General features: G+C 76.2%; 17 protein-coding genes. 10 read left to right on the top strand and 7 right to left on the bottom strand.

Going from position 1 to position 17,213, the window contains the following annotated elements; translation table 11 throughout:
* Positions 1-44: 44 nt before the first annotated feature.
* Entirely contained in the window at positions 45-827 is a 783-nt protein-coding gene (locus LWC35_RS40245) for an IclR family transcriptional regulator (protein ID WP_232870324.1), read from the bottom strand.
* Between the two features lie 109 nt (positions 828-936).
* On the opposite strand from LWC35_RS40245, the gene LWC35_RS12880 reads away from it, so the two are divergent.
* Complete coding sequence (locus LWC35_RS12880; RefSeq protein ID WP_232870323.1) at positions 937-1,716, top strand: phytanoyl-CoA dioxygenase family protein; 780 nt, start codon at positions 937-939, stop codon at positions 1,714-1,716.
* Between the two features lie 211 nt (positions 1,717-1,927).
* On the opposite strand, the gene LWC35_RS12875 is transcribed toward LWC35_RS12880, so the two are convergent.
* Positions 1,928-2,245 carry a hypothetical protein gene (locus tag LWC35_RS12875; RefSeq protein ID WP_232870322.1) on the bottom strand — a complete coding sequence of 106 codons (318 nt, stop codon included), beginning with the start codon at positions 2,243-2,245 and terminating at the stop codon, positions 1,928-1,930.
* Between the two features lie 96 nt (positions 2,246-2,341).
* On the opposite strand from LWC35_RS12875, the gene LWC35_RS12870 reads away from it, so the two are divergent.
* Positions 2,342-2,599 carry a hypothetical protein gene (locus LWC35_RS12870; protein ID WP_232870321.1) on the top strand — a complete coding sequence of 86 codons (258 nt, stop codon included), beginning with the start codon at positions 2,342-2,344 and terminating at the stop codon, positions 2,597-2,599.
* A gap of 6 nt (positions 2,600-2,605) precedes the next feature.
* On the opposite strand, the gene LWC35_RS12865 is transcribed toward LWC35_RS12870, so the two are convergent.
* Both LWC35_RS12865 and LWC35_RS12860 read right to left on the bottom strand, forming a co-directional pair.
* Positions 2,606-4,066, bottom strand: a complete 1,461-nt coding sequence (locus tag LWC35_RS12865) for an NAD(P)/FAD-dependent oxidoreductase (RefSeq protein ID WP_232870320.1) — start codon at positions 4,064-4,066, stop codon at positions 2,606-2,608.
* A 23-nt stretch (positions 4,067-4,089) separates the two neighbouring features.
* Entirely contained in the window at positions 4,090-4,662 is a 573-nt protein-coding gene (locus tag LWC35_RS12860; protein ID WP_232870319.1) for a hypothetical protein, read from the bottom strand.
* Between the two features lie 125 nt (positions 4,663-4,787).
* Here LWC35_RS12860 and LWC35_RS12855 point away from each other — a divergent pair, with 125 nt between their 5' ends.
* The gene (locus LWC35_RS12855; RefSeq protein WP_232870318.1) at positions 4,788-6,518 is read left to right on the top strand and encodes a SulP family inorganic anion transporter; all 1,731 of its coding nucleotides are present in this window, start codon (positions 4,788-4,790) and stop codon (positions 6,516-6,518) included.
* 3 nt (positions 6,519-6,521) lie between these two features.
* Here LWC35_RS12855 and LWC35_RS12850 read toward each other — a convergent pair whose 3' ends face one another.
* Entirely contained in the window at positions 6,522-6,794 is a 273-nt protein-coding gene (locus LWC35_RS12850; RefSeq protein WP_232870317.1) for a DUF3040 domain-containing protein, read from the bottom strand.
* A gap of 327 nt (positions 6,795-7,121) precedes the next feature.
* Between LWC35_RS12850 and LWC35_RS12845 the strand changes: the two genes are divergently transcribed.
* The 7 genes from LWC35_RS12845 to LWC35_RS12815 all read left to right on the top strand — a co-directional run bounded on the left by LWC35_RS12845 (position 7,122) and on the right by LWC35_RS12815 (position 14,583).
* Positions 7,122-7,595 carry an NUDIX hydrolase gene (locus LWC35_RS12845; protein WP_232870316.1) on the top strand — a complete coding sequence of 158 codons (474 nt, stop codon included), beginning with the start codon at positions 7,122-7,124 and terminating at the stop codon, positions 7,593-7,595.
* Positions 7,596-7,683: 88 nt separating this feature from the next.
* On the top strand, positions 7,684-8,073 hold the full coding sequence (locus LWC35_RS12840) for an STAS domain-containing protein (protein ID WP_232870315.1): 390 nt from the start codon (positions 7,684-7,686) through the stop codon (positions 8,071-8,073).
* 67 nt (positions 8,074-8,140) lie between these two features.
* On the top strand, positions 8,141-8,653 hold the full coding sequence (locus tag LWC35_RS12835) for an ATP-binding protein (protein WP_232870314.1): 513 nt from the start codon (positions 8,141-8,143) through the stop codon (positions 8,651-8,653).
* Positions 8,654-8,876: 223 nt separating this feature from the next.
* A complete protein-coding gene (gene menD, locus LWC35_RS12830) occupies positions 8,877-10,556 on the top strand; it encodes a 2-succinyl-5-enolpyruvyl-6-hydroxy-3-cyclohexene-1-carboxylic-acid synthase (protein WP_232870313.1) in 1,680 nt (559 codons plus the stop codon).
* Between the two features lie 209 nt (positions 10,557-10,765).
* On the top strand, positions 10,766-12,406 hold the full coding sequence (locus LWC35_RS40240; RefSeq protein WP_232870312.1) for a PEP-utilizing enzyme: 1,641 nt from the start codon (positions 10,766-10,768) through the stop codon (positions 12,404-12,406).
* 7 nt (positions 12,407-12,413) lie between these two features.
* Positions 12,414-13,220 (top strand): PEP/pyruvate-binding domain-containing protein, encoded by an 807-nt coding sequence (locus tag LWC35_RS12820; RefSeq protein WP_232870311.1) that lies wholly within the window; start codon positions 12,414-12,416, stop codon positions 13,218-13,220.
* Positions 13,213-14,583 (top strand): MFS transporter, encoded by a 1,371-nt coding sequence (locus tag LWC35_RS12815; RefSeq protein WP_232870310.1) that lies wholly within the window; start codon positions 13,213-13,215, stop codon positions 14,581-14,583. The genes LWC35_RS12820 and LWC35_RS12815 overlap by 8 nt, the downstream gene beginning before the upstream one ends.
* An 81-nt stretch (positions 14,584-14,664) precedes the next feature.
* Here LWC35_RS12815 and LWC35_RS12810 read toward each other — a convergent pair whose 3' ends face one another.
* Together LWC35_RS12810 and LWC35_RS12805 are read right to left on the bottom strand one after the other, a co-directional pair.
* Positions 14,665-15,783: a methyltransferase gene (locus LWC35_RS12810; RefSeq protein WP_232870309.1), complete on the bottom strand. Its 1,119-nt coding sequence runs from the start codon at positions 15,781-15,783 to the stop codon at positions 14,665-14,667.
* A gap of 41 nt (positions 15,784-15,824) precedes the next feature.
* A complete protein-coding gene (locus tag LWC35_RS12805) occupies positions 15,825-17,210 on the bottom strand; it encodes an isochorismate synthase (RefSeq protein WP_232870308.1) in 1,386 nt (461 codons plus the stop codon).
* Between the last annotated feature and the right edge of the window lie 3 nt (positions 17,211-17,213).

Here is a 17,213-nt window from a genome sequence, read left to right as displayed (position 1 = left end):
GTGAAATGTCCGGTCAGGAACTGGTCCTTCGGACAAATGTCCGGTCAGAAATCCCCGAACGCCATCGACACCGGGAGACCCTCCAGCGCGTCGGCCGCGGCCCGCACGACCGAGCCCAGCCCGTCGAGCCGCTCGTCGGGCAACCGGCTGGCCGGGCCCTGGATCTCGACCCCCATCCGGACGTGCTCGCTCGCCCCCACCACGGGTGCCGCGACCGCCCGCAACGCGGGGTCGTGCGGGTCGTCGAGCACCGCGTAACCGCGGAACTGGGTGGCCAGCAGGTCGATCTCCGTCGCCCACGACTCGGGACTGCCGCTGCCGGTCCGCGTCAGGACCTCCGCGGCCTGGCCGACCGGATCGGCGCCGAACGCCACGATCGCGCAGCCGATCGCGGACTCCAACAGCGGCACGCGGGCACCGGGACGGCCGGTGTAACGCAGGGCCTTCGTCGACGGCACGGACAGCAGGACCAGGACCTCGTCGCCACGGCGCATGCCGATGCTCGCCGTCTCACCCGTGCGGTCCGCGAGCTCCTTGAGCACGTCGGCGGCCTCCGGGACGCCCGAGGCGCCGAGGGCCTTACGGGCCAGCCGCAGCAGCAGCGGGCCCGGCAGGAAGCGCTCGCTGCCCTGGTCGCGACACAGCAGGTTGCCCGAGACGAGCGTGTGCGCCAGCCGGTGCACCGTGCTCACGGTCAACCCGGTGATCTTGGCGATCTCGGTGGTGGTCAGGCCGTGCGGGCTGTCGACGACCACGCCGAGCACCGAGGCCGCACGGGCCACGGACTGGATCTCGGAGCCGCGCGCGGAAGGGGCGGCGGCCGTCACGCCCGCTCCCGGGGCGGCGGGGGAACTCGCAGCACCGATCCACCGTAGCCGCGCCGGGCCGGAAAACCGGTGGTGGCGGCGCGCGCATCCGGTCCACCATCCCGGACCGATGGCCGTCCTCTCCGCCGCACAGGTCCGCGCCTTCGCCGACGACGGGTTCGTCCGGCTCGAGGAGGCCTTCCCCCGCACGCTCGCCGACGAGTGCCGCGCGCTGCTGTGGGAGCAGGTGCGGGCCGAGACCGGCGCCGCGCCCGACGACCCCGCCACCTGGACCCTGCCGGTCCACCGGATCCCCGGCCGGGGCGATCCGCCGTTCCGGCGGGCCGCGACGACGGACCGGCTGCACGGCGCGCTGGACCAGCTCGTCGGACCGGGGCGGTGGCGGCCGCGGCGCGGGCTCGGCACGTTCCCGATCCGGTTCCCGCACGCCGACGACCCGGGCGACGCCGGCTGGCACGTCGAGGCGAGCTTCGCCGGCCCGACCGGCGAGTTCCGCCTGAACGTGCGCTCCCGGAACCGGGCACTGCTGATGCTCTTCCTGTTCTCGGAGGTCGGCGAGGCGGACGCCCCCACGAAGGTGCGGATCGGGTCGCACCGGAAGGCTGCGCGGTTGCTCGCCCCGTACGGCGACGAGGGCGCGGACTTCTTCGCCTTCGCCCGCGAGGCCGTCCCGGCGACCGACGACCTGCCCGTGGCCCTCGCGACCGGCCTGCCCGGCGACGTCTACCTCGTCCACCCGTTCCTGGTGCACTCCGCGCAGGTCCACCACGGCACCCGGCCGCGGTTCATGGCCCAGCCGCCGCTCGACCCGACGGGCCTGCTGGACCTGCACGCGACCGACCCGACGCCCGTCGAGGAACCGGTCCTCGCGGCCCTGGCGGCCGGGTGAGTCTCGACCCCCTCCGCGATCCCCGCCACCGCCGCGGGGCCGATGCGCACGCCCTGGCCCGTCGCCGGTGAGACCTTCGACGGGATCGTCTGCCTCGACGCCGACGAGTATTTCGGCACGCCGACGGCTCCCTGTCGTCCCCGGGCTGGTTCCTGCGGCCGGGCGGGGAGGTCGGCGACTGCTCGTGGTCGAGGGGGTCCGGGGTCTGCTGTCAGCCGGCCAGTCGCACGGCGGCGGTCGCGGTGCGCCACCGCTCGTCGAGCCGGGTGGAGCCCGCCGTGCCTGCGCGATGGCAGTCCTCGATCGTGCCGAGGAGTCGGTAGAGCGCCTCGGCGACGAAGCCGCCCGGCAGGGTGCCGACGGCGGTGCTCGCCTCGGAGATGGCCCGCGTGACCTGCGGCGACCGTGGCGCGTGCCGCAGTGCGGCGACCGCGAAGTAGACGGCCCGGAGTGCGCGGCTCACCTCCCGGTCCGACGCCCCGCGCCGGTCGCGCTCCGCCCGGCCCTGCTGGTGGATCCGCCCGTCCATCTGCCCACACCTCCTGGGTCGCCGCTTCTCGTCAACGCCGAGTTGACGTTCGTCAACCTATCATTGACGGCCGAACCGTCAAGCTAGCATTGACGCGTGTCGGCTGACAGTGGCCTCAAGCACGTGCAGAAGGCCCTTGACGCGCTCGCCGCGGCCGGGAGTCCCCTCGAGGCCCTCGCCGCCGCGAGAGACCTGCGGTGTGCCGCGGAGGAGGTCGAACGACGCCGTGCCGCCGAGGCCCGCGAGGCCGGCGCGAGCTGGTCGAAGATCGGCGCCCTCTACGGCACCACGAAGCAGAACGTCCAGCAGCGCTTCGGCGCCGCGCGGAAGCGGGCGGCGGAGGAGCCGGCCTGATCCGCCTCACGCCGCCGCGGCGAGGGCCTTCGCGAGGCGGTCGGGGTCGGGCTGGGCGGGGGCGGGAACCCCGTCGGGGTGCGCGGCCTGCACCTCCCGGACCCGGGCGACCACGGCGGGGTCGATGTAGACCGCCTCGGGGCGGACGAGCATGCCCCGCACCGAGGCGGCGGTGCGGAAGAGCGTCGCGTCGAAGAAGGCCGCGGCGGAGAGCTCGTCGAATCCCACCCGCTCCGGCGACGGAGGCGGTGCGGCCGGTGCCGCCGGGGCCGCGGGTCGCCCGTCGAGCACCCCCCGCACGTGCAGCACCCCGCGGACCCGGGCGAGACGCGCCGCGTCCGTGCGGGCCTGGTCGAGGTAGAACGGCTCGACGCCCTCGGTGATCGCCGCGTCGTGGGCCAGGGCGCGGGCGAGCGGGTCGTGCGGGTGTTCTGAGAGGGCGTCGACGAGGTCGAGCGCGGTCCGCAGCGCCACGCCCAGCCCGCGGGCCAGCGTCGGGTTGGTGGTGCAGACCCCGTCACCGACGGCGTGCAGCCCGAGGGCGACCGGACCGGCCGCGTCGACCAGGCGGTGCAGGGTGTTGTGCAGGCCGCCCATCGGGAACACCTCGCCGATCGGTTCCAGCACGTCGAGCCAGCCCCGCAGGCCGGGCACCGTGGCGAAGACCGCGGTGAACACCTCCGGGTCGCGCAGCACGCGGAACCGGTGGTCCTCGGCCAGCGGGCACAGCCCCAGCAGGACCGTCCCGTTGTCGGCGCCCCACATCCCGGCCACGAACTCGTCGAGCGGGAGGATGGTGCGGTTGTCCGCGCGTCCGGGCAGGTCGTTCGTGGTGCGCAGGCGGTAGTGCCGGCTGTAGTAGGCGAGACCGCAGTCGGCCCTGACGACGGGGCGTGGCCGCGCGCCCACCCCCGCCAGCCAGCCGTCGACCCGGGACCGCCGCCCCGAGGCGTCGACGACGACGTCGGCGGCCAGCGCGCCGTCGTCCAGCCGGACGCCGGTGATCCGCGGGGGCGCTCCGCCCCGGGTGAGCAGCCCGCGGACGGTGGCGCCGCCGCGCACCGTGATCCCCCGCTCGGAGCGCACCCGCGCGTCGAGGACCCGGTCCAGCGTGGACCGGCGGGTGAGCAGCATCGTGTAGCGGTCGTCGTGGGGCCCGGGGGCCAGGTCGCGGAGCGTGGGCGGGAGCTGGGCCGCGAGCCGGGACTCGACGGCGCCGTCGCGGACCAGGTCGTCGTACACGTCGGGCAGGTGCTCGCGCAGCAGGAGCCGGTACCGCGCGAGCAGCACGTGCGGCTGCACGATCTGCGGTGCGGTCGGCCGGAACGCCCGGGCGGCGGCCTCCTCCACGGATCCCGCCGGCGCCGCCGGCTCGCGCTCCAGCAGCGTGACGTGGTGCCCGGCGCGCGCCGCGAGCAGGGCGGTCATCGCCCCGGCCGCGCCCGCGCCGACGATCACGACCTCCATACCGGCCCCCTGAGTCGTCCTCCTCAGTGGAGCAGCATCTTGAGCCCGATGACCAGCCCGCCGAGCGCCGCGCTGCACAGGCCCCAGCCGATCGCCGCGAACCGGGAGGCGCCGGCCCGGCGCGCGGCGGCGTGCCCGAAGCCGCCGAGCATGAGGGTGGCGAGGCCGAGCGCGACGAACACAGCGAGGGCGAGGCGGCCGGTGAGCAGCGCGAGGACCACCAGGACCACCAGCGGGCTCAGCCCCGCCTCGACGACCGGGAGCCCGCGGCGCAGCGCGGCCCGCACCCGTTCCCGGCGCCCGGCCGCGTGGACCGCGGCGGCGAGCACGTCCGCATAGCGCTCCGCGGCCCAGTAGACCACGACGGTCACCACCACGGTCAGCACGATCTCGCGGAGGTCCCCGTGCGCGCTGCCGACCGCGATGCCGGCGGCGCCGATGACGGTGCCGTAGATCGCCTGCGCGAGGTCCTCCTCGCTCCCCCAGTGGTGCTTGCTCAGCATCGTGTGGCGGACGAGTCCGCGGAGCCGGCCGGGGGGAGCGGCGGCGTCGGGTCCGGACCTCGTCGTCGCCTCGCCGTCGGCGGTGGGAGCCATCGTCCGACGATGGCCCCGCCGTGCCGGTCGGGCCGTCACCCCACACGGGTGAGAGACCCGTTCTCACCCCGCGGCCACACCGCGGGGGTGAGGCCGGACCCACCTCGGCGCGCCATCCTGCGTGCGTGAGCGGAAACGGATCCGAGGGCACGTCCTCGCCGGTCCCGGGGCTTGCCCTGTTGCGGAGCTACCGGCCGTCGTGGCTGCCCCGGGACGTGGTCGCCGGCCTGGTGCTGACCGCCCTGCTCGTGCCGCAGGGCATGGCGTACGCGGAGCTGGCCGGGCTGCCCGCGATCACCGGCCTGTACACGTCGATCCTCTGCCTGCTCGCGTACGCGGTCTTCGGCCCGTCGCGGGTCCTCGTGCTCGGCCCGGACTCCTCGCTCGGCCCGATGATCGCGGCGACGGTCCTCCCCCTCGTCGCGGCCGACGGCGACCCGCAGCGCGCCGTCGCCCTCGCCTCGGCGCTGGCGCTCATGACGGGCGCGATCATGGCGGTCGCCGGGCTCGGCCGCCTCGGGTTCGTCGCGGACCTCATCTCGAAGCCGACCATGATCGGCTACATGAACGGGCTGGCCCTGACGATCCTCGTCGGGCAGCTGCCGAAGCTGTGCGGGTTCTCGGTCGACGCCGAGGGCTTCGCCGGTGAGGTCGTCGGGTTCGTCCGGGGCGTGGTCGGCGGCGAGGTCGTCCCGGCCGCGCTCGCGGTCGGGCTCGGGGGCCTGGTCCTCATCGGGGTGCTGGCGCGGGTGTTCCCGCGGGTCCCGGCGGTGCTGATCGTGGTGGTGCTGTCGATGCTCGCCGCGGCGCTGTTCGCGCTGGACCAGCGCGGCGTCTCGCTGGTCGGTGTCCTGCCGCAGGGCTTCCCGCCGCCGACCCTGCCGCGGATCGCGGCGTCGGACGTCCTCCCGCTCCTGGCCGGCGCCGCCGGCATCGCGCTGGTGTCGCTGACCGACACGATCTCCACGGCGTCGGCGTTCGCGGCGCGGGAGGGCAGGACGATCGACGGCAACCGGGAGATGGTCGGGATCGGCGCGGCGAACCTCGCGGCCGGCTTCTTCCAGGGGTTCCCGGTCAGCACGAGCGGCTCGCGGACGGCCGTGGCCCAGCAGGTGGGGGCGCGTACGCAGGTCACCGGCGTGGTCGGCGCCGCCGCGATCACGCTGATCCTGCTCCTGGCCCCGGGCCTGCTGCGCACCCTGCCGCAGCCGACGCTCGCCGCGGTCGTGATCGCGGCGAGCGTGTCCCTCGCCGACATCGGCGGGACCGTGCGGCTCTTCCGCGTGCGCCGGACCGAGTTCGCGCTGTCGATCGCCGCCTTCGCCGGCGTCGTGCTGCTCGGGGTGCTGCCCGGGATCGCGGTGGCCGTCGCGCTCTCCGTCGGCAACGTCTTCCGGCGCGCCTGGTGGCCGTACCAGACCGTGCTCGGCCGGGTCCCCGGTCTGCCCGGCTTCCACGACGTCCGCAGCTACCCGGCGGCGGAGGTGCTGCCGGGCTGCGTCCTGCTCCGGTTCGACGCGCCGCTGTTCTTCGCCAACGCCCGGACCTTCCGCGAGCAGCTGGAGCGGCGGAGCCGGACCGCCCCGCCGCCCCGGTGGCTCGTCGTGGCGGCCGAGCCGATCACCGACGTCGACACGACGGCGGCGGACATGCTCCACGACCTGGACGTCGCGCTCAACGCCCGCGGCGTGCACCTCGTGTTCGCCGAGATGAAGGACCCGGTGCGGCGCAAGATCGACCGCTACGAGCTGACCCGGACCCTCGACCCGGCGCACTTCTTCCCGACCCTGGACGCCGCCGTCGACGCGTTCCGGCGGGAGACGGGCGCGCAGTGGGTCGCCCCGCCGGCGGGCTGACGGTCAGGTCCTCGGGCCGCGGCGTCGCCGGTGGACGACCACCCAGGTCACCCCGGCCAGGGCCAGGCCGCCGAGGAACACCCCCGCCTCCGCGACGACCAGGCCGACGAGGATGCAGAGCACGGAGAGCACGACCAGCACCGGCACGACCCAGCGCCAGCGGTGGCCGCCGGGCGGCCCGAGCCCGCGGCCGAGCCGTTTGTCCAGCTCCGGGTCCTCCGCACGGAGCTGGCGCTCGATCGCCGTGAGCAGGCGCTCCTCGTCGCCGCTCAGCACGGCGCACGCCCCGCTCCGGGCGATCCCGTCCGTTCGTCCCCCGCAGGCACCGCGCCACCTCCCCGCTCGCCGTGCGTCGGACGATGGGTGGCCCGCCGCGTCCGCGCCTCGCCCCGGCGGGGTGAAGGTCGGTCCCGGGTGGGGCGATCGGAGTAGCCGAGCGGCTCCGCCCGTCGGGGCTTTCGGCCGTTTCCGGCGGCGGGCGGCCCCTGGGACCGTGATCCGACGGCCAAGGCGTGTGGGGAAGGGGTGGTCGGGGATGGCGCACGCGACCCTGTCGGCGGCATGCGGCACGGCCCTCCCGGCCGGGCGTCGACGGCGCCGACGATGACCCGGACCGAGTACTACCACCACCCCGACCCGCCGCGGCCCACCCTGGTCGCCCCCAGCGTCTTCGCGGTGGTGCGCGACGACGCCGACCGGGTCCTGCTCGTGCGTCGCGTGGACGACGGCTTCTGGGAGCTCCCCGGCGGCCGCGTCGAGGTCGGCGAGTCGGCGGTCCGGGCGGCCGAGCGGGAGGTCGCCGAGGAGAGCGGCGTCGCGATCAAGGTGTTGCGGGTGGCCGGGATCTACACCGACCCCGGACACGTGATCGTCGACGCCACCGGTGAGGTGCGCCAGCAGTTCGCCGTGTGCGTGCACGCCCGGCCGGAGTCCGGGAACCCCCGGCCCGACGGCGAGGAGACGAGCGAGGCCGACTGGGTCCCGGTCGACCGGCTCGAGGGTCTGGCGATGCACCCTGCCATGCGTCAGCGGCTCCGCAACGCCCTCGCCGAGCCCGACCACGCGCACGTCGGCTGACGGGGCGGCCCGGGCCGGACGTGGGTGCGGTGACAGGCGTTGCGGGCCCCCTGTCGGACGGGCCCCGGTGCGGGGAAGACTGTGCGCCGTGACCGGTGACCAGGCCCCTGCGGCCGAGCAGCTGCTGCGCGTCGACCTGCGCCGCGCGGGGTCCGCGATGGTGGTGACCGTCGCCGGCGAGGTGGACATGTTCACGGCCCCGCGGCTGGAGGCGGCGGTGGGCCGGTCGCTGGCCGACGCCACGGTGAACGTGACGGTGGTCGATCTGACCCGCGTCGCCTTCCTCGACGACGCCGGACTGAGCGCGCTCGTCACCGCACACCGCGCGGCCGAGCGGCAGGACGAGCCGCTGCGGATCGTCGTCGACCACAACCGCCCGGTGGTGCGCCCCCTGCAGATCACCGGGTTGGAGCGCGTCCTCGCCCTGTACTACGACGTCGCCGAGGCGCTCCGGGAGCCGCACAGCAGCGGCGGCTGACCCGGAGGCGCGCCGGGGAGCGGCCCGGCTGGTCCTGCGGGGGCGGGGCGCGTCACACTCTCGGGTAGTGCCAGCGCATCGGGACCAGTCGGAGGACCGTGCGGGCCCGCCCTCGGGCGCGGGTCCGGCCGGTGGTGCGCCCCCGCCGTCCGCCGCCGCGCACATCTGGGAGATCCGCCTGCCGGCCGTCCTCGAGACGTTGGGGCTGGTGCGGACGGGGCTGCGCCGCCGGCTGGCGCAGCTCGACTGGCCCGACGACGCCGCGCTCGACGTCCTGCTCGCGGTCAACGAGGCGGTGAGCAACGCGGTGGAGCACGCGTTCCCGCCCGGGGCGCCGGACGGGACGGTGGAGGTCGCCGCCCGGGTGGAGCCGGTCGGCGGTCGGCGGCGCCTCCGGGTCCGGATCCGCGACACCGGCCGCTGGCTCCCGCGCCCCGGCCCCGAGGAGGACGTCAACCGTCGCCGCGGGCTGCCGATGATGTCCGTGCTGATGGCGGAGGTCCTGATCCACCGGGGCGGGCCCTCGCCGCTCGACGGCACGGTGGTCACGCTGCTCAGTCCGCCCGTCCCGGGCCCGTGAGGGCCGGTGGTGCGGGAGGGTCGCCTCGTTCGACGTCGGTAGTGCCAGGGGTGGGGGGACCGGTCGGCGGGTCGAAGACTCCGGACACGCAGCGTGATTCCATGGTCGTCACCCCGGCGCCCCAGGTCGCGTTCGCGCGCTCGGATCGGTTGTGAGCGAAGGGGAACACGGCGGTTTCGGGTCCTACACGAAGCGCAACATCCGCGCGCCTAGCCTCCGGCTGGTGAACCCGTCGACCCTCCTCGCCCGCGTCGCCGTCGACGAGCTCGCCCGCTGCGGCGTGCGCGACGTCGTGCTCTGCCCGGGCTCGCGCAACGCGCCGCTGTCCCTGGCGCTGGACACCGCCGACGCCGACGGCCGGCTCCGGCTGCACGTGCGCCTCGACGAGCGGGGGGCCGGTTTCCTGGCCCTCGGCCTGGCGCTGCGCTCGGGCCTGCCGGTCGCCGTGGTGTGCACCTCGGGCACCGCGGTGGCGAACCTGCACCCGGCCGTGCTCGAGGCCGCGCACGCCGGCGTCCCGCTGCTGCTGCTCACCGCGGACCGGCCCGCCGACCTGGTCGGTACCGGCGCGAGCCAGACCGTCGTCCAGCGCGGGATCTTCGGCGACGCGCTGCGGCTCGAGGCCGTGCTGTCCGCCGAGGGCACCCGGCCCGAGGCGTGGCGCGCGACGGTCGTCCGGGCCGTCGCGGCCGCCCGCGGCACGCTGAGCGGCGACCCGGGCCCCGTCCAGCTCGACGTGCCGCTGCGCGAGCCGCTGCTGCCCCCGCCCGGCGACGACGGCGCCTTCCCGCCGGGCCGACCCGCCGGCCGGCCCTGGTCCGAGGTCCACACCGCGCGGGTGGCCCTGCCGCCATTGCGCCTCGATCCCGCCCTGCCGACGCTCGTCGTGGCCGGGGACGGCGCCGAGGGCCGCGACGCGCCCGCCGACGTCCCGGTCGTGGCCGAGCCGTCGTCGACCTTGTGGGGGAGCGCGGTCCGCACCGGCCCCTGGCTGCTCGGGGCGGCCCTGTCCGGGGCCGCGCCCGAGCTCCTGCCCCGCCAGCTCGTCGTCCTCGGGCGGCCGACGCTCCACCGCGCGGTGCAACGCGCCCTCGCCGACGAGCGGATCCGGGTGTTCGCCGTGCCGCCCGCCGACCGGCCCTGGTGGAACGACACCCGGAGCTCCGTCGTGCAGGTCGGGTCGCTGCCGCCGAGCCCGTGGGGCGAGAAGGCCTTCGCCGCCCGGTGGCGGCAGGCCGACGCGGCGGTGCAGCGCGCGCTCGACGCGAGCCTCGACGTCGATCCCGTCGGCGGGATGCGGCTGGCCCGCGAGCTGGTCCGGGCGGTGCCGACCGGCGGGCTGTTGGTCGTCGGGCCGTCGAGCCCGATCCGCGACGTCGCGCTGGCGGCGGCCCCCCGGCCGGACCTCACCGTGCTGTCGAACCGGGGCGTCGCGGGCATCGACGGCGTGGTCTCCACGGCCGTCGGCGCCGCCCTCGCCCACGGTGCCGACGGAGGGGGCCCGGCCGTCGCCCTCCTCGGCGACGTGACCCTCCTGCACGACGCCGGCGGGCTCCTCGCCGGTCCGCGCGAACCCCGCCCGGACCTGACGATCGTGGTGGCCAACGACGACGGCGGCAGCGTGTTCACCCTGCTCGAGCAGGGTGCGCCGGAGCACGCGCGCTCCTTCGAGCGGGTCTTCGGCACCCCGCACGGCGCCGACCTGGCGGCCCTCTGCGCGGCCTTCCGCGTGGGCCACCGGCACCTCGCCGACCTCGCGCAGCTGCGCGAGGCGCTGGGCAGGCCGGGCCTCAACGTCGTCGAGGTGCCCGTGGACCGGACCGGCCGCCGCGCCGGGCACGCCGCCCTGCGCGCCCGCGTCGAGGAGGCCGCCGGGGTGGCCGGCGAGGTGGGCGTGCGCTGAACGATCGCGCCCGGTGAGTGGGGCCCGTGCAGAACGGGGCGGGAGCGCCGGCCCGCATCCTGCGAACGGCAGTCGAACGGGTGACACCCTGAAGGTAAACGGGTGACGGCGCGCAGGTAACGGATCGCTTCGGCGCGCGAACCCCTCTTGTCCGTGTCCGGGGCCACCGCCTGGTGGCCCGCGGGGCCGGATCGGCGAAGGGAGTCCTCGTGGACGACGAGGTGTTCGAGCCACCCGACGACGGCACGTGGGAACTGGACACGACCCACAACAGCAGGCCGATCAGCTGGTTCACCAGGTCGCCGTTGGTCTCCGGCTTCCCGCGCGGGTTCGCCGAGGGCCTGGCGCGGTACGGGTTGCTGCTCGGCCGCTACGACGTGGCGGTGATCGGCGGGTTCCTGTACGCCCAGCTCGTCCCCTTCGGGGCCGGCGGGACGGCGACGCCCGAGCAGATGCAGGCGCGGATCGCGACATCGGCCCGGGCGTTCGCCGAGCGGTTCTGGCGGGAGGACCTGGCCCGGTGGGACGAGGTGGTCAAGCCCGGCGCGGTCGCCGCCCACCTGGCGGTCGAGGCGGTCGACCCGGCGGCGTTGTCCGACGAGGAGCTGGCTGCGCACGTCGAGCGGTGCCGGGACCACCTCGAGGCGATGATCGAGCTGCACCACCGCTACAGCGCGCCGTCACTCATGGCGACCGGGGACTTCCTCGCCGGCGCGCTGCAGTGGACCGGCGCCACCGCTGGGGAACTGATGGGGCTGCTGCGCGGTTCCTCGGCCATCTCCACCGGCTTCGCCACGGTCGAGCTCGATGCGCTGGCGGACGTCGTCGCGGCGTCGGACACCGCGCGGGCCGTCCTCGCGTCGCACGACCGGCCGCAGGTGGTGCTCGACGCCCTCGAGGCCGACCCTGACGCGGGCGCGGCCACGCGGAGGTACCTCGACGCGGTGCGCTACCGGTCGATCGGCTACGACGTCGGTGAACCGTGCGCGGGCGAGCTGCCCGCGATGCTGGTGGGCTCGGTCCGGGCGGCCGCTGCGACCCGGAAGTCCGGGCCCGGTGACGACGGGGACGCCGCACTGACCGCGGTTCGTGCCCGGGTCCCCGCCGAGCACCTCGCCGAGTTCGACGACCGCCTGCACGAGGCACGCCTCGCCAACCGGTTGCGGGACGAGCGGGCCACGTACTCCGACGGGTGGGCCGTCGGTCTCGCCCGCCGCGCTCTGCTCGAGGCCGGACGGCGGCTCGCCGACCGGGGTGCGCTCGCCGACCCCGAACATGCGGTCGACGCGGACGCTGTCGAACTCGGGGCGCTGCTGCGGGGCGAACCGGGTCCCGCCGCGCAGGAGGTCGCGGAGCGGTTCCGACGACGGACCACACGGACCGTCGACGACGCCCCGGCGATGATCGGGCCGCCCCCGTCGCCCCCTCCGCCCGTGGAGGAGCTTCCGCAACCGGCCCGGCGCGCCGCACTCGCGGTCGGCGTCGCGATGGCCAACCTGTTCGGGGTTCCGCAGACGGCCAACTCCGCGACGGTGCTCCGGGGTCTCGCGGTCAACACGGGTGTCTACGAAGGCCCGGCCCGGCTGGTCGCCGACGGCGCCGACTTCGACCGTGTCCAGCCCGGTGACGTCCTCGTCACCCGCATGACCTCGCCGTACTTCACGGTCGTCCTGCCGCTGCTCGGGGCGATCGTCACCGACCGGGGCGGCCAGCTCAGTCACGCCGCGATCGTGGCCCGCGAGTACGGGATCCCGGGCGTCGTCGGGACCCGCGAGGCCACCCGGCTCATCCCGGACGGTGCGCGCGTCCGCGTCGACGGGACGAGCGGCGAGGTGCGGTTGCTCAGGTGAGGGCGGCATGTTCCGGTTGACGCCGCTCGCCGAGACCACGGACCAGGCCGAGTTCGGCGGCAAGGCGGTCGCGCTCGGGGCGGCCGCGCGAGCCGGGCTTCCCGTGCCGGCCGGGTTCGCGCTGTCCGTCGACGCCGTTCAGGCGGTGGTGCGCGGGGACGCCGAGGTCGTGGCGGCACTGCGTGACGCGTGCGCGGACGGCGTCCCGTGCGCGGTCCGGTCCAGTGCCGTGGGAGAGGACTCGGGCGCGGCCAGCTTCGCGGGCGCGCACGGCACCGTCCTCGGCGTGTGCCGGCCCGAGGCCGTGGTCGCCGCCGTCCGGAGCGTGTACGCCTCCGGTGACGCGGTGGGCGCCCGCGCCTACCGCGGCCGGCTCGGCCTCGGCCCCTGCCGGATGGGTGTGGTGATCCAGGAACTCGTGCCGGCGGAGACGGCCGGTGTGCTGTTCACCCGCAACCCGGTCACCGGCGCCGCGGAGCGGGTCATCGAGGCGAGCTGGGGCCTCGGTGAGGCCGTCGTGGCCGGGCTGGTCGTCCCGGACCGGTACCGACTCGACTCCCGGGGTCGGCTGCTCGAGCGCACGGCCGGGGAGAAGGACGTGGCGCTGCGCGTCGGCCCGGCAGGCACCGAGGAGCTCGTGGTCACCGGAGCGGCGGTGCACACGCTCTGCCTGGACGCCACGCAGCTCGCCGCGCTGCACGCACTCGCCGAGGCGTGCGACGCGGTCTACGGCGTCGCGGAGCACGACATCGAGTTCGCCTTCTCCGGCGGCGCCGTCTTCCTCCTGCAGCGGCGGCCGATCACCGGTGGCTGAACCCTCGGCCAGGCGGTCGCTCGGCGCGGCCCTGCTCGCCTCCTCGCTGCTGCCGCTCAACTCGACCATGATCGCGGTGGCCCTGCCCGACATGGCCCGTGAGTTCGCCCGCCCGTCCGGGACGGTCGCGCAGGCCGTCGTGGCGAGCTATCTCGTGGCCGCGATCGTCCTGCAGAGTCCGGGCGGCAAGCTCGGCGACCGCCTCGGCCACCGCAGGGTCCTCGCCCTCGGCGAGGTGCTGATGGCAGCCGGTGCCGTGCTCGGAATGGTCGCCGGAGCCCTCGGCGTGCTCGCGGTGGCCCGGGTGCTGATGGCTGCCGGGGGCGCCGCGATCGTGCCGGCGACGGTGGCGCTGCTGCGGATCGAGCTGCCCGCGGAGCGGCGCGGCCGCGCCTTCGGCCTGTTCGGGGCCATCATGTCGCTCGCGGCGGGCGTCGGCCCGGTGGTCGGCGGAGAGCTCGTGGGTGCCTTCGGCTGGCCCAGCATCTTCGCCGTCAACCTGCCCGTGCTCGGGATCGTGGCGGTGCTGGCGGCCACGGGTCGGGGGCGGGAGGCGGAACCGCAGAACGGCCTGCCGTTCGACGTGCTCGGCAGCATCCTGCTCACGGCGACACTGGCCGCGCTGGTCCTCGGGTTGGAGGCCACCGGCACGCTCACCGCCGTCCTCCTGGCCGCGTGCGCCGCGCTTCTCGGGGCCTTCGTGTGGTGGGAGCGCCGGGCCGCCGACCCGGTGGTGGCCTTCGGGCTGTTCAGGTCGCTGCCGTTCACCGCGGGCTCGTTGCTGGTCGCGCTGCAGAACCTGGTGACGTACACGCTGCTGTTCGAGCTGCCGCAGGTGCTCGGGGTCCTGCTCGCGGTCGACTCCGCGGGCATCGGCCGGCTCCTCGTCGCGATGACGGCCACGGTGACCGTCGCGTCCCTGGCCGCAGGGCGGCTCACCGATCTCGTCGGGCCGCGGCCGATGGCGGTCGGCGGGGTCGTGGTCACTCTCGCCGCTGTGGGTCTGCTGGTGACAGGGGACCTGTCGGCACTTCGACAGCTGGTGCTCCCGCTCGCGCTGCTCGGTCTCGGGGTCGGCCTGGCCACCCCCGCCGCGCAGGCCGCTTCACTGGCAGCCGTGCCCCGCGACCACAGTGGTGCCGCGGCCGGGATCGGGTCGACGATGCGCTACCTCGGCGGGATCGTCGGCGTCGCCGCACTCGGGCGCCTGGTCGACCTCGCCGACGACCGGTCCGTCGTCCTCGGTGAGCATCGGACCGTCCTCGTGCTGTTCGCCGCGGCGCTGGTCGTCAGCCTGGCCTGCGCAGCCGTTCTCCCCGGCCGGTCGGCACCGAAGCGAGCCCGAGCGCAGAACGGCTCCTGACCTGCCGGCGTGCAGAACGGGGCGGGAGCGCCGCCGCTCCCGCCCCGCCCGATCCCCCGATCGGTCCTCGTGTCCTGCAGCTCAGTGCCCGCCCGGCCCCGGTTCCGGATCGGGCGCCGCGGGCGTCTCGACGACGGGGTCCACCACGGCCTCCAGGACGCTGACCGGGGACGCCGTGGGCACCACCCGTCGCAGCCGCAGGCCGGCTCGGGCGAGCAGCCGCCGGTACTCCTCCTCGGTGCGTTCGCGGCCGTGGGTGAGGGTGGCCATGAGCAGGTCCAGGGTCCGTCCGGGGTGTGGCTCGTCCCCGGCGGGCAGCACGTTCTCGACGACCAGCAGGCGCGAGCCCGTGCTCATGGCGGCGGCGACGGTCCGCAGGATCCGGTCGCAGTCCGCGTCGGTCCAGTCGTGCAGGACGTAGGAGAGCAGGTAGGCGTCGGCCCCGCCGGGCACGCGGTCGAAGAAACTGCCGCCGCGGACCTCGGCCCGGTGGGCGAGCCCGGACCGCCGCAGGGTCCGCTCGGCCCGGGCGGCGACGTCGGGCAGGTCGTACACCACCCCGTGCAGGTGGGCGTTGGCCTCCAGCAGGGCGACGGTCAGGCCGCCGGTCCCGCCGCCGACGTCGACCACGGTCCGGGCCCAGCCGAGGTCGTACGCCGCCGCCACGGCGCCGTACTCGCCGCCGTGGATCGCGACCATCATCCGGTCGAAGGAGGCGGCCAGCGCGGCGTCGGCGCGCAGGTTCTCGAACCAGGTGCGGCCGTGCGCGACCTCGGGGCCGGTGCGACCGCTGCGCACGCGGTCGGGGAGCGCCTCGAGGCAGCCGAGGACGGTGGGGCCCTGCATCATCAGCACGAGGTCGCGCGTGGCGCTCGGGTGCCCCGGCAACAGCATCTCCCCGGTGTCGGTGAGCGCGAAGACCTCGTCGGACCCGGTGCCGCCGAGCGAGCGCAGGAGTCCCGCGCTCGCGGTCCCGCGCACGACCTGGTGCAGCGGCCCGGCCGCCACGCCCAGCACGCCGGCCAGCTCGGCGCAGCTGCGCGGGCCGTGGGCCAGCTCGTCGACCACGCCGAGCTCGACGACGGTGTAGAGCGCACGGGCCAGGAAGGCCTGGTGCACGGTCGCCAGCACCGAGCGCGGTGCGTGGGCGGGCGCGGGACGCCCGGGCGTGCCGAGGCCCGGGTCGGCAGTGGCTGTCACGGACGGACCTCCGGTGGATCGGGAACGAGCTCGGGAACGGCTCAGGAGCCGAGCGCCTCGGTGACGGCGCGGAGCTTGGCGGCGGTCTCGGCGAGCTCGAGATCGGGGTCGGAGTCGGCGACGACACCGCAGCCGGCGAAGAGCCGGGCCGTGCGGCCGGAGAGCTGGGCGCAGCGCAGGGCGATGCCGAGCTCGCCGTCGCCGTGCGCGTCGACCCAGCCGACCGGACCGGCGTAGCGGCCGCGCCGCAGCCCGACCCGGCCCTCCAGCTCGGCGATCGTCGCGGCCGCGAGGGCGGGCGGGGTGCCGCCCACCGCGGCGGTCGGGTGCACCGCGCCCGCGAGGGCCAGCACCGACGGGTCGTGGCGCGGGTCGAGACGGCCGCGGACGTCCGTGGACAGGTGGGTGACGGTCGGCAGCCGCAGCAGGTGCGGCCCGTCGAGCTCCATGCGGGTGCACGAGGGGCCGAGGGTCCGGCACAGCGACTCGACGGCGAACCGGTGCTCCTCGCGGTACTTCTCCGCGGCCAGCACCTGCTCGTCGGTGCCCTCGGTGCCCGGCCAGGTCGTACCGGCCAGCACCCGGGACTCGACGACCGCGCCGCACCGGCGGAGCAGCAGCTCCGGGGTGGCGCCGACGAGCCCGTCGACCGAGTAGGTCCAGCACCGGGGGTTGCCCTCGGCGAGCGCCCGGACCAGGAACCGGGGATCGACGGGCCGGCCGAAGCGGGCCACCACGTCCCGGGCGAGCACGACCTTCTCGAGCGGGCCGCCGGACATCCGCGCGACGGCCTCGGCGACCGCGTCGCGGTAGGCGGCGGCGGACATCGCCCCCGCCGTCCAGTGCGCGGGGCCCGGCCGGCGGACCGGCGCGGGACGGTCGTCCGGGCCGAGCCGGGCCGGGTCTGCGGGCACGTCGCCCACGAGGGCGGGGTGGCCGGCCACGGGGCCCAGCTCGGTGATCCAGCACCGGCCACCGCGCCGTCCGACGACGACACGGGGGACGACGAGCACGGAGCGCTGGCCACCTCCGGTGCGGGTCCGCCCCAGTGGCCCGTCGCCGAAGGCGAACGACGCGAAGGCGACGGGTCCGGTGCCCGGCAGGCCCACCTCGTCGTCGACCTCGATCCGGGCGGCGAGGGCCCGCCACACGGCCTCGGCGTCGACGAAGCGGCCGGGGCCGCCGGTCTCCAGGGTCGTCGTGCGACCCCAGGCCACGAGTCCCTCGCCGCCGCGGACCCAGGACAGGGCGTCGGCGGCGGCGGGCAGTAGTCCGACCAGGTCACCCGGGTCCGCGATCTCGCGGGTGGTGGCGCGCAGGCCGGCCGGGACGGTGCGGGCGCGCGGGACCGCGGACCGGTCGCGGGCGGCCAGGTCCCGCGAGCCCAGGGCCGCGTCGGTGGCGGTCAGGGCGCTCTCGGTGGTCACGAG

This window comes from Pseudonocardia kujensis (assembly GCF_021283305.1).
In the GTDB taxonomy this organism is placed as follows: domain Bacteria; phylum Actinomycetota; class Actinomycetes; order Mycobacteriales; family Pseudonocardiaceae; genus Pseudonocardia; species Pseudonocardia kujensis.
The sequence above is the reverse complement of the archived record's forward strand: the minus strand, read 5'-3'. Positions and strand labels throughout refer to the sequence as shown.

What these genes read in the sequence shown, in the direction of transcription:
- LWC35_RS12860 (WP_232870319.1), bottom strand. Translation starts at nt 4,662, where the DNA reads ATGGCTCCCACCGCCGACGGCGAGGCGACGACGAGGTCCGGACCCGAC.
- LWC35_RS12880 (WP_232870323.1), top strand. Translation starts at nt 937, where the DNA reads ATGGCCGTCCTCTCCGCCGCACAGGTCCGCGCCTTCGCCGACGACGGG.
- LWC35_RS12865 (WP_232870320.1), bottom strand. Translation starts at nt 4,066, where the DNA reads ATGGAGGTCGTGATCGTCGGCGCGGGCGCGGCCGGGGCGATGACCGCC.
- LWC35_RS12820 (WP_232870311.1), top strand. Translation starts at nt 12,414, where the DNA reads ATGTTCCGGTTGACGCCGCTCGCCGAGACCACGGACCAGGCCGAGTTC.
- LWC35_RS12875 (WP_232870322.1), bottom strand. Translation starts at nt 2,245, where the DNA reads ATGGACGGGCGGATCCACCAGCAGGGCCGGGCGGAGCGCGACCGGCGC.
- LWC35_RS12845 (WP_232870316.1), top strand. Translation starts at nt 7,122, where the DNA reads ATGACCCGGACCGAGTACTACCACCACCCCGACCCGCCGCGGCCCACC.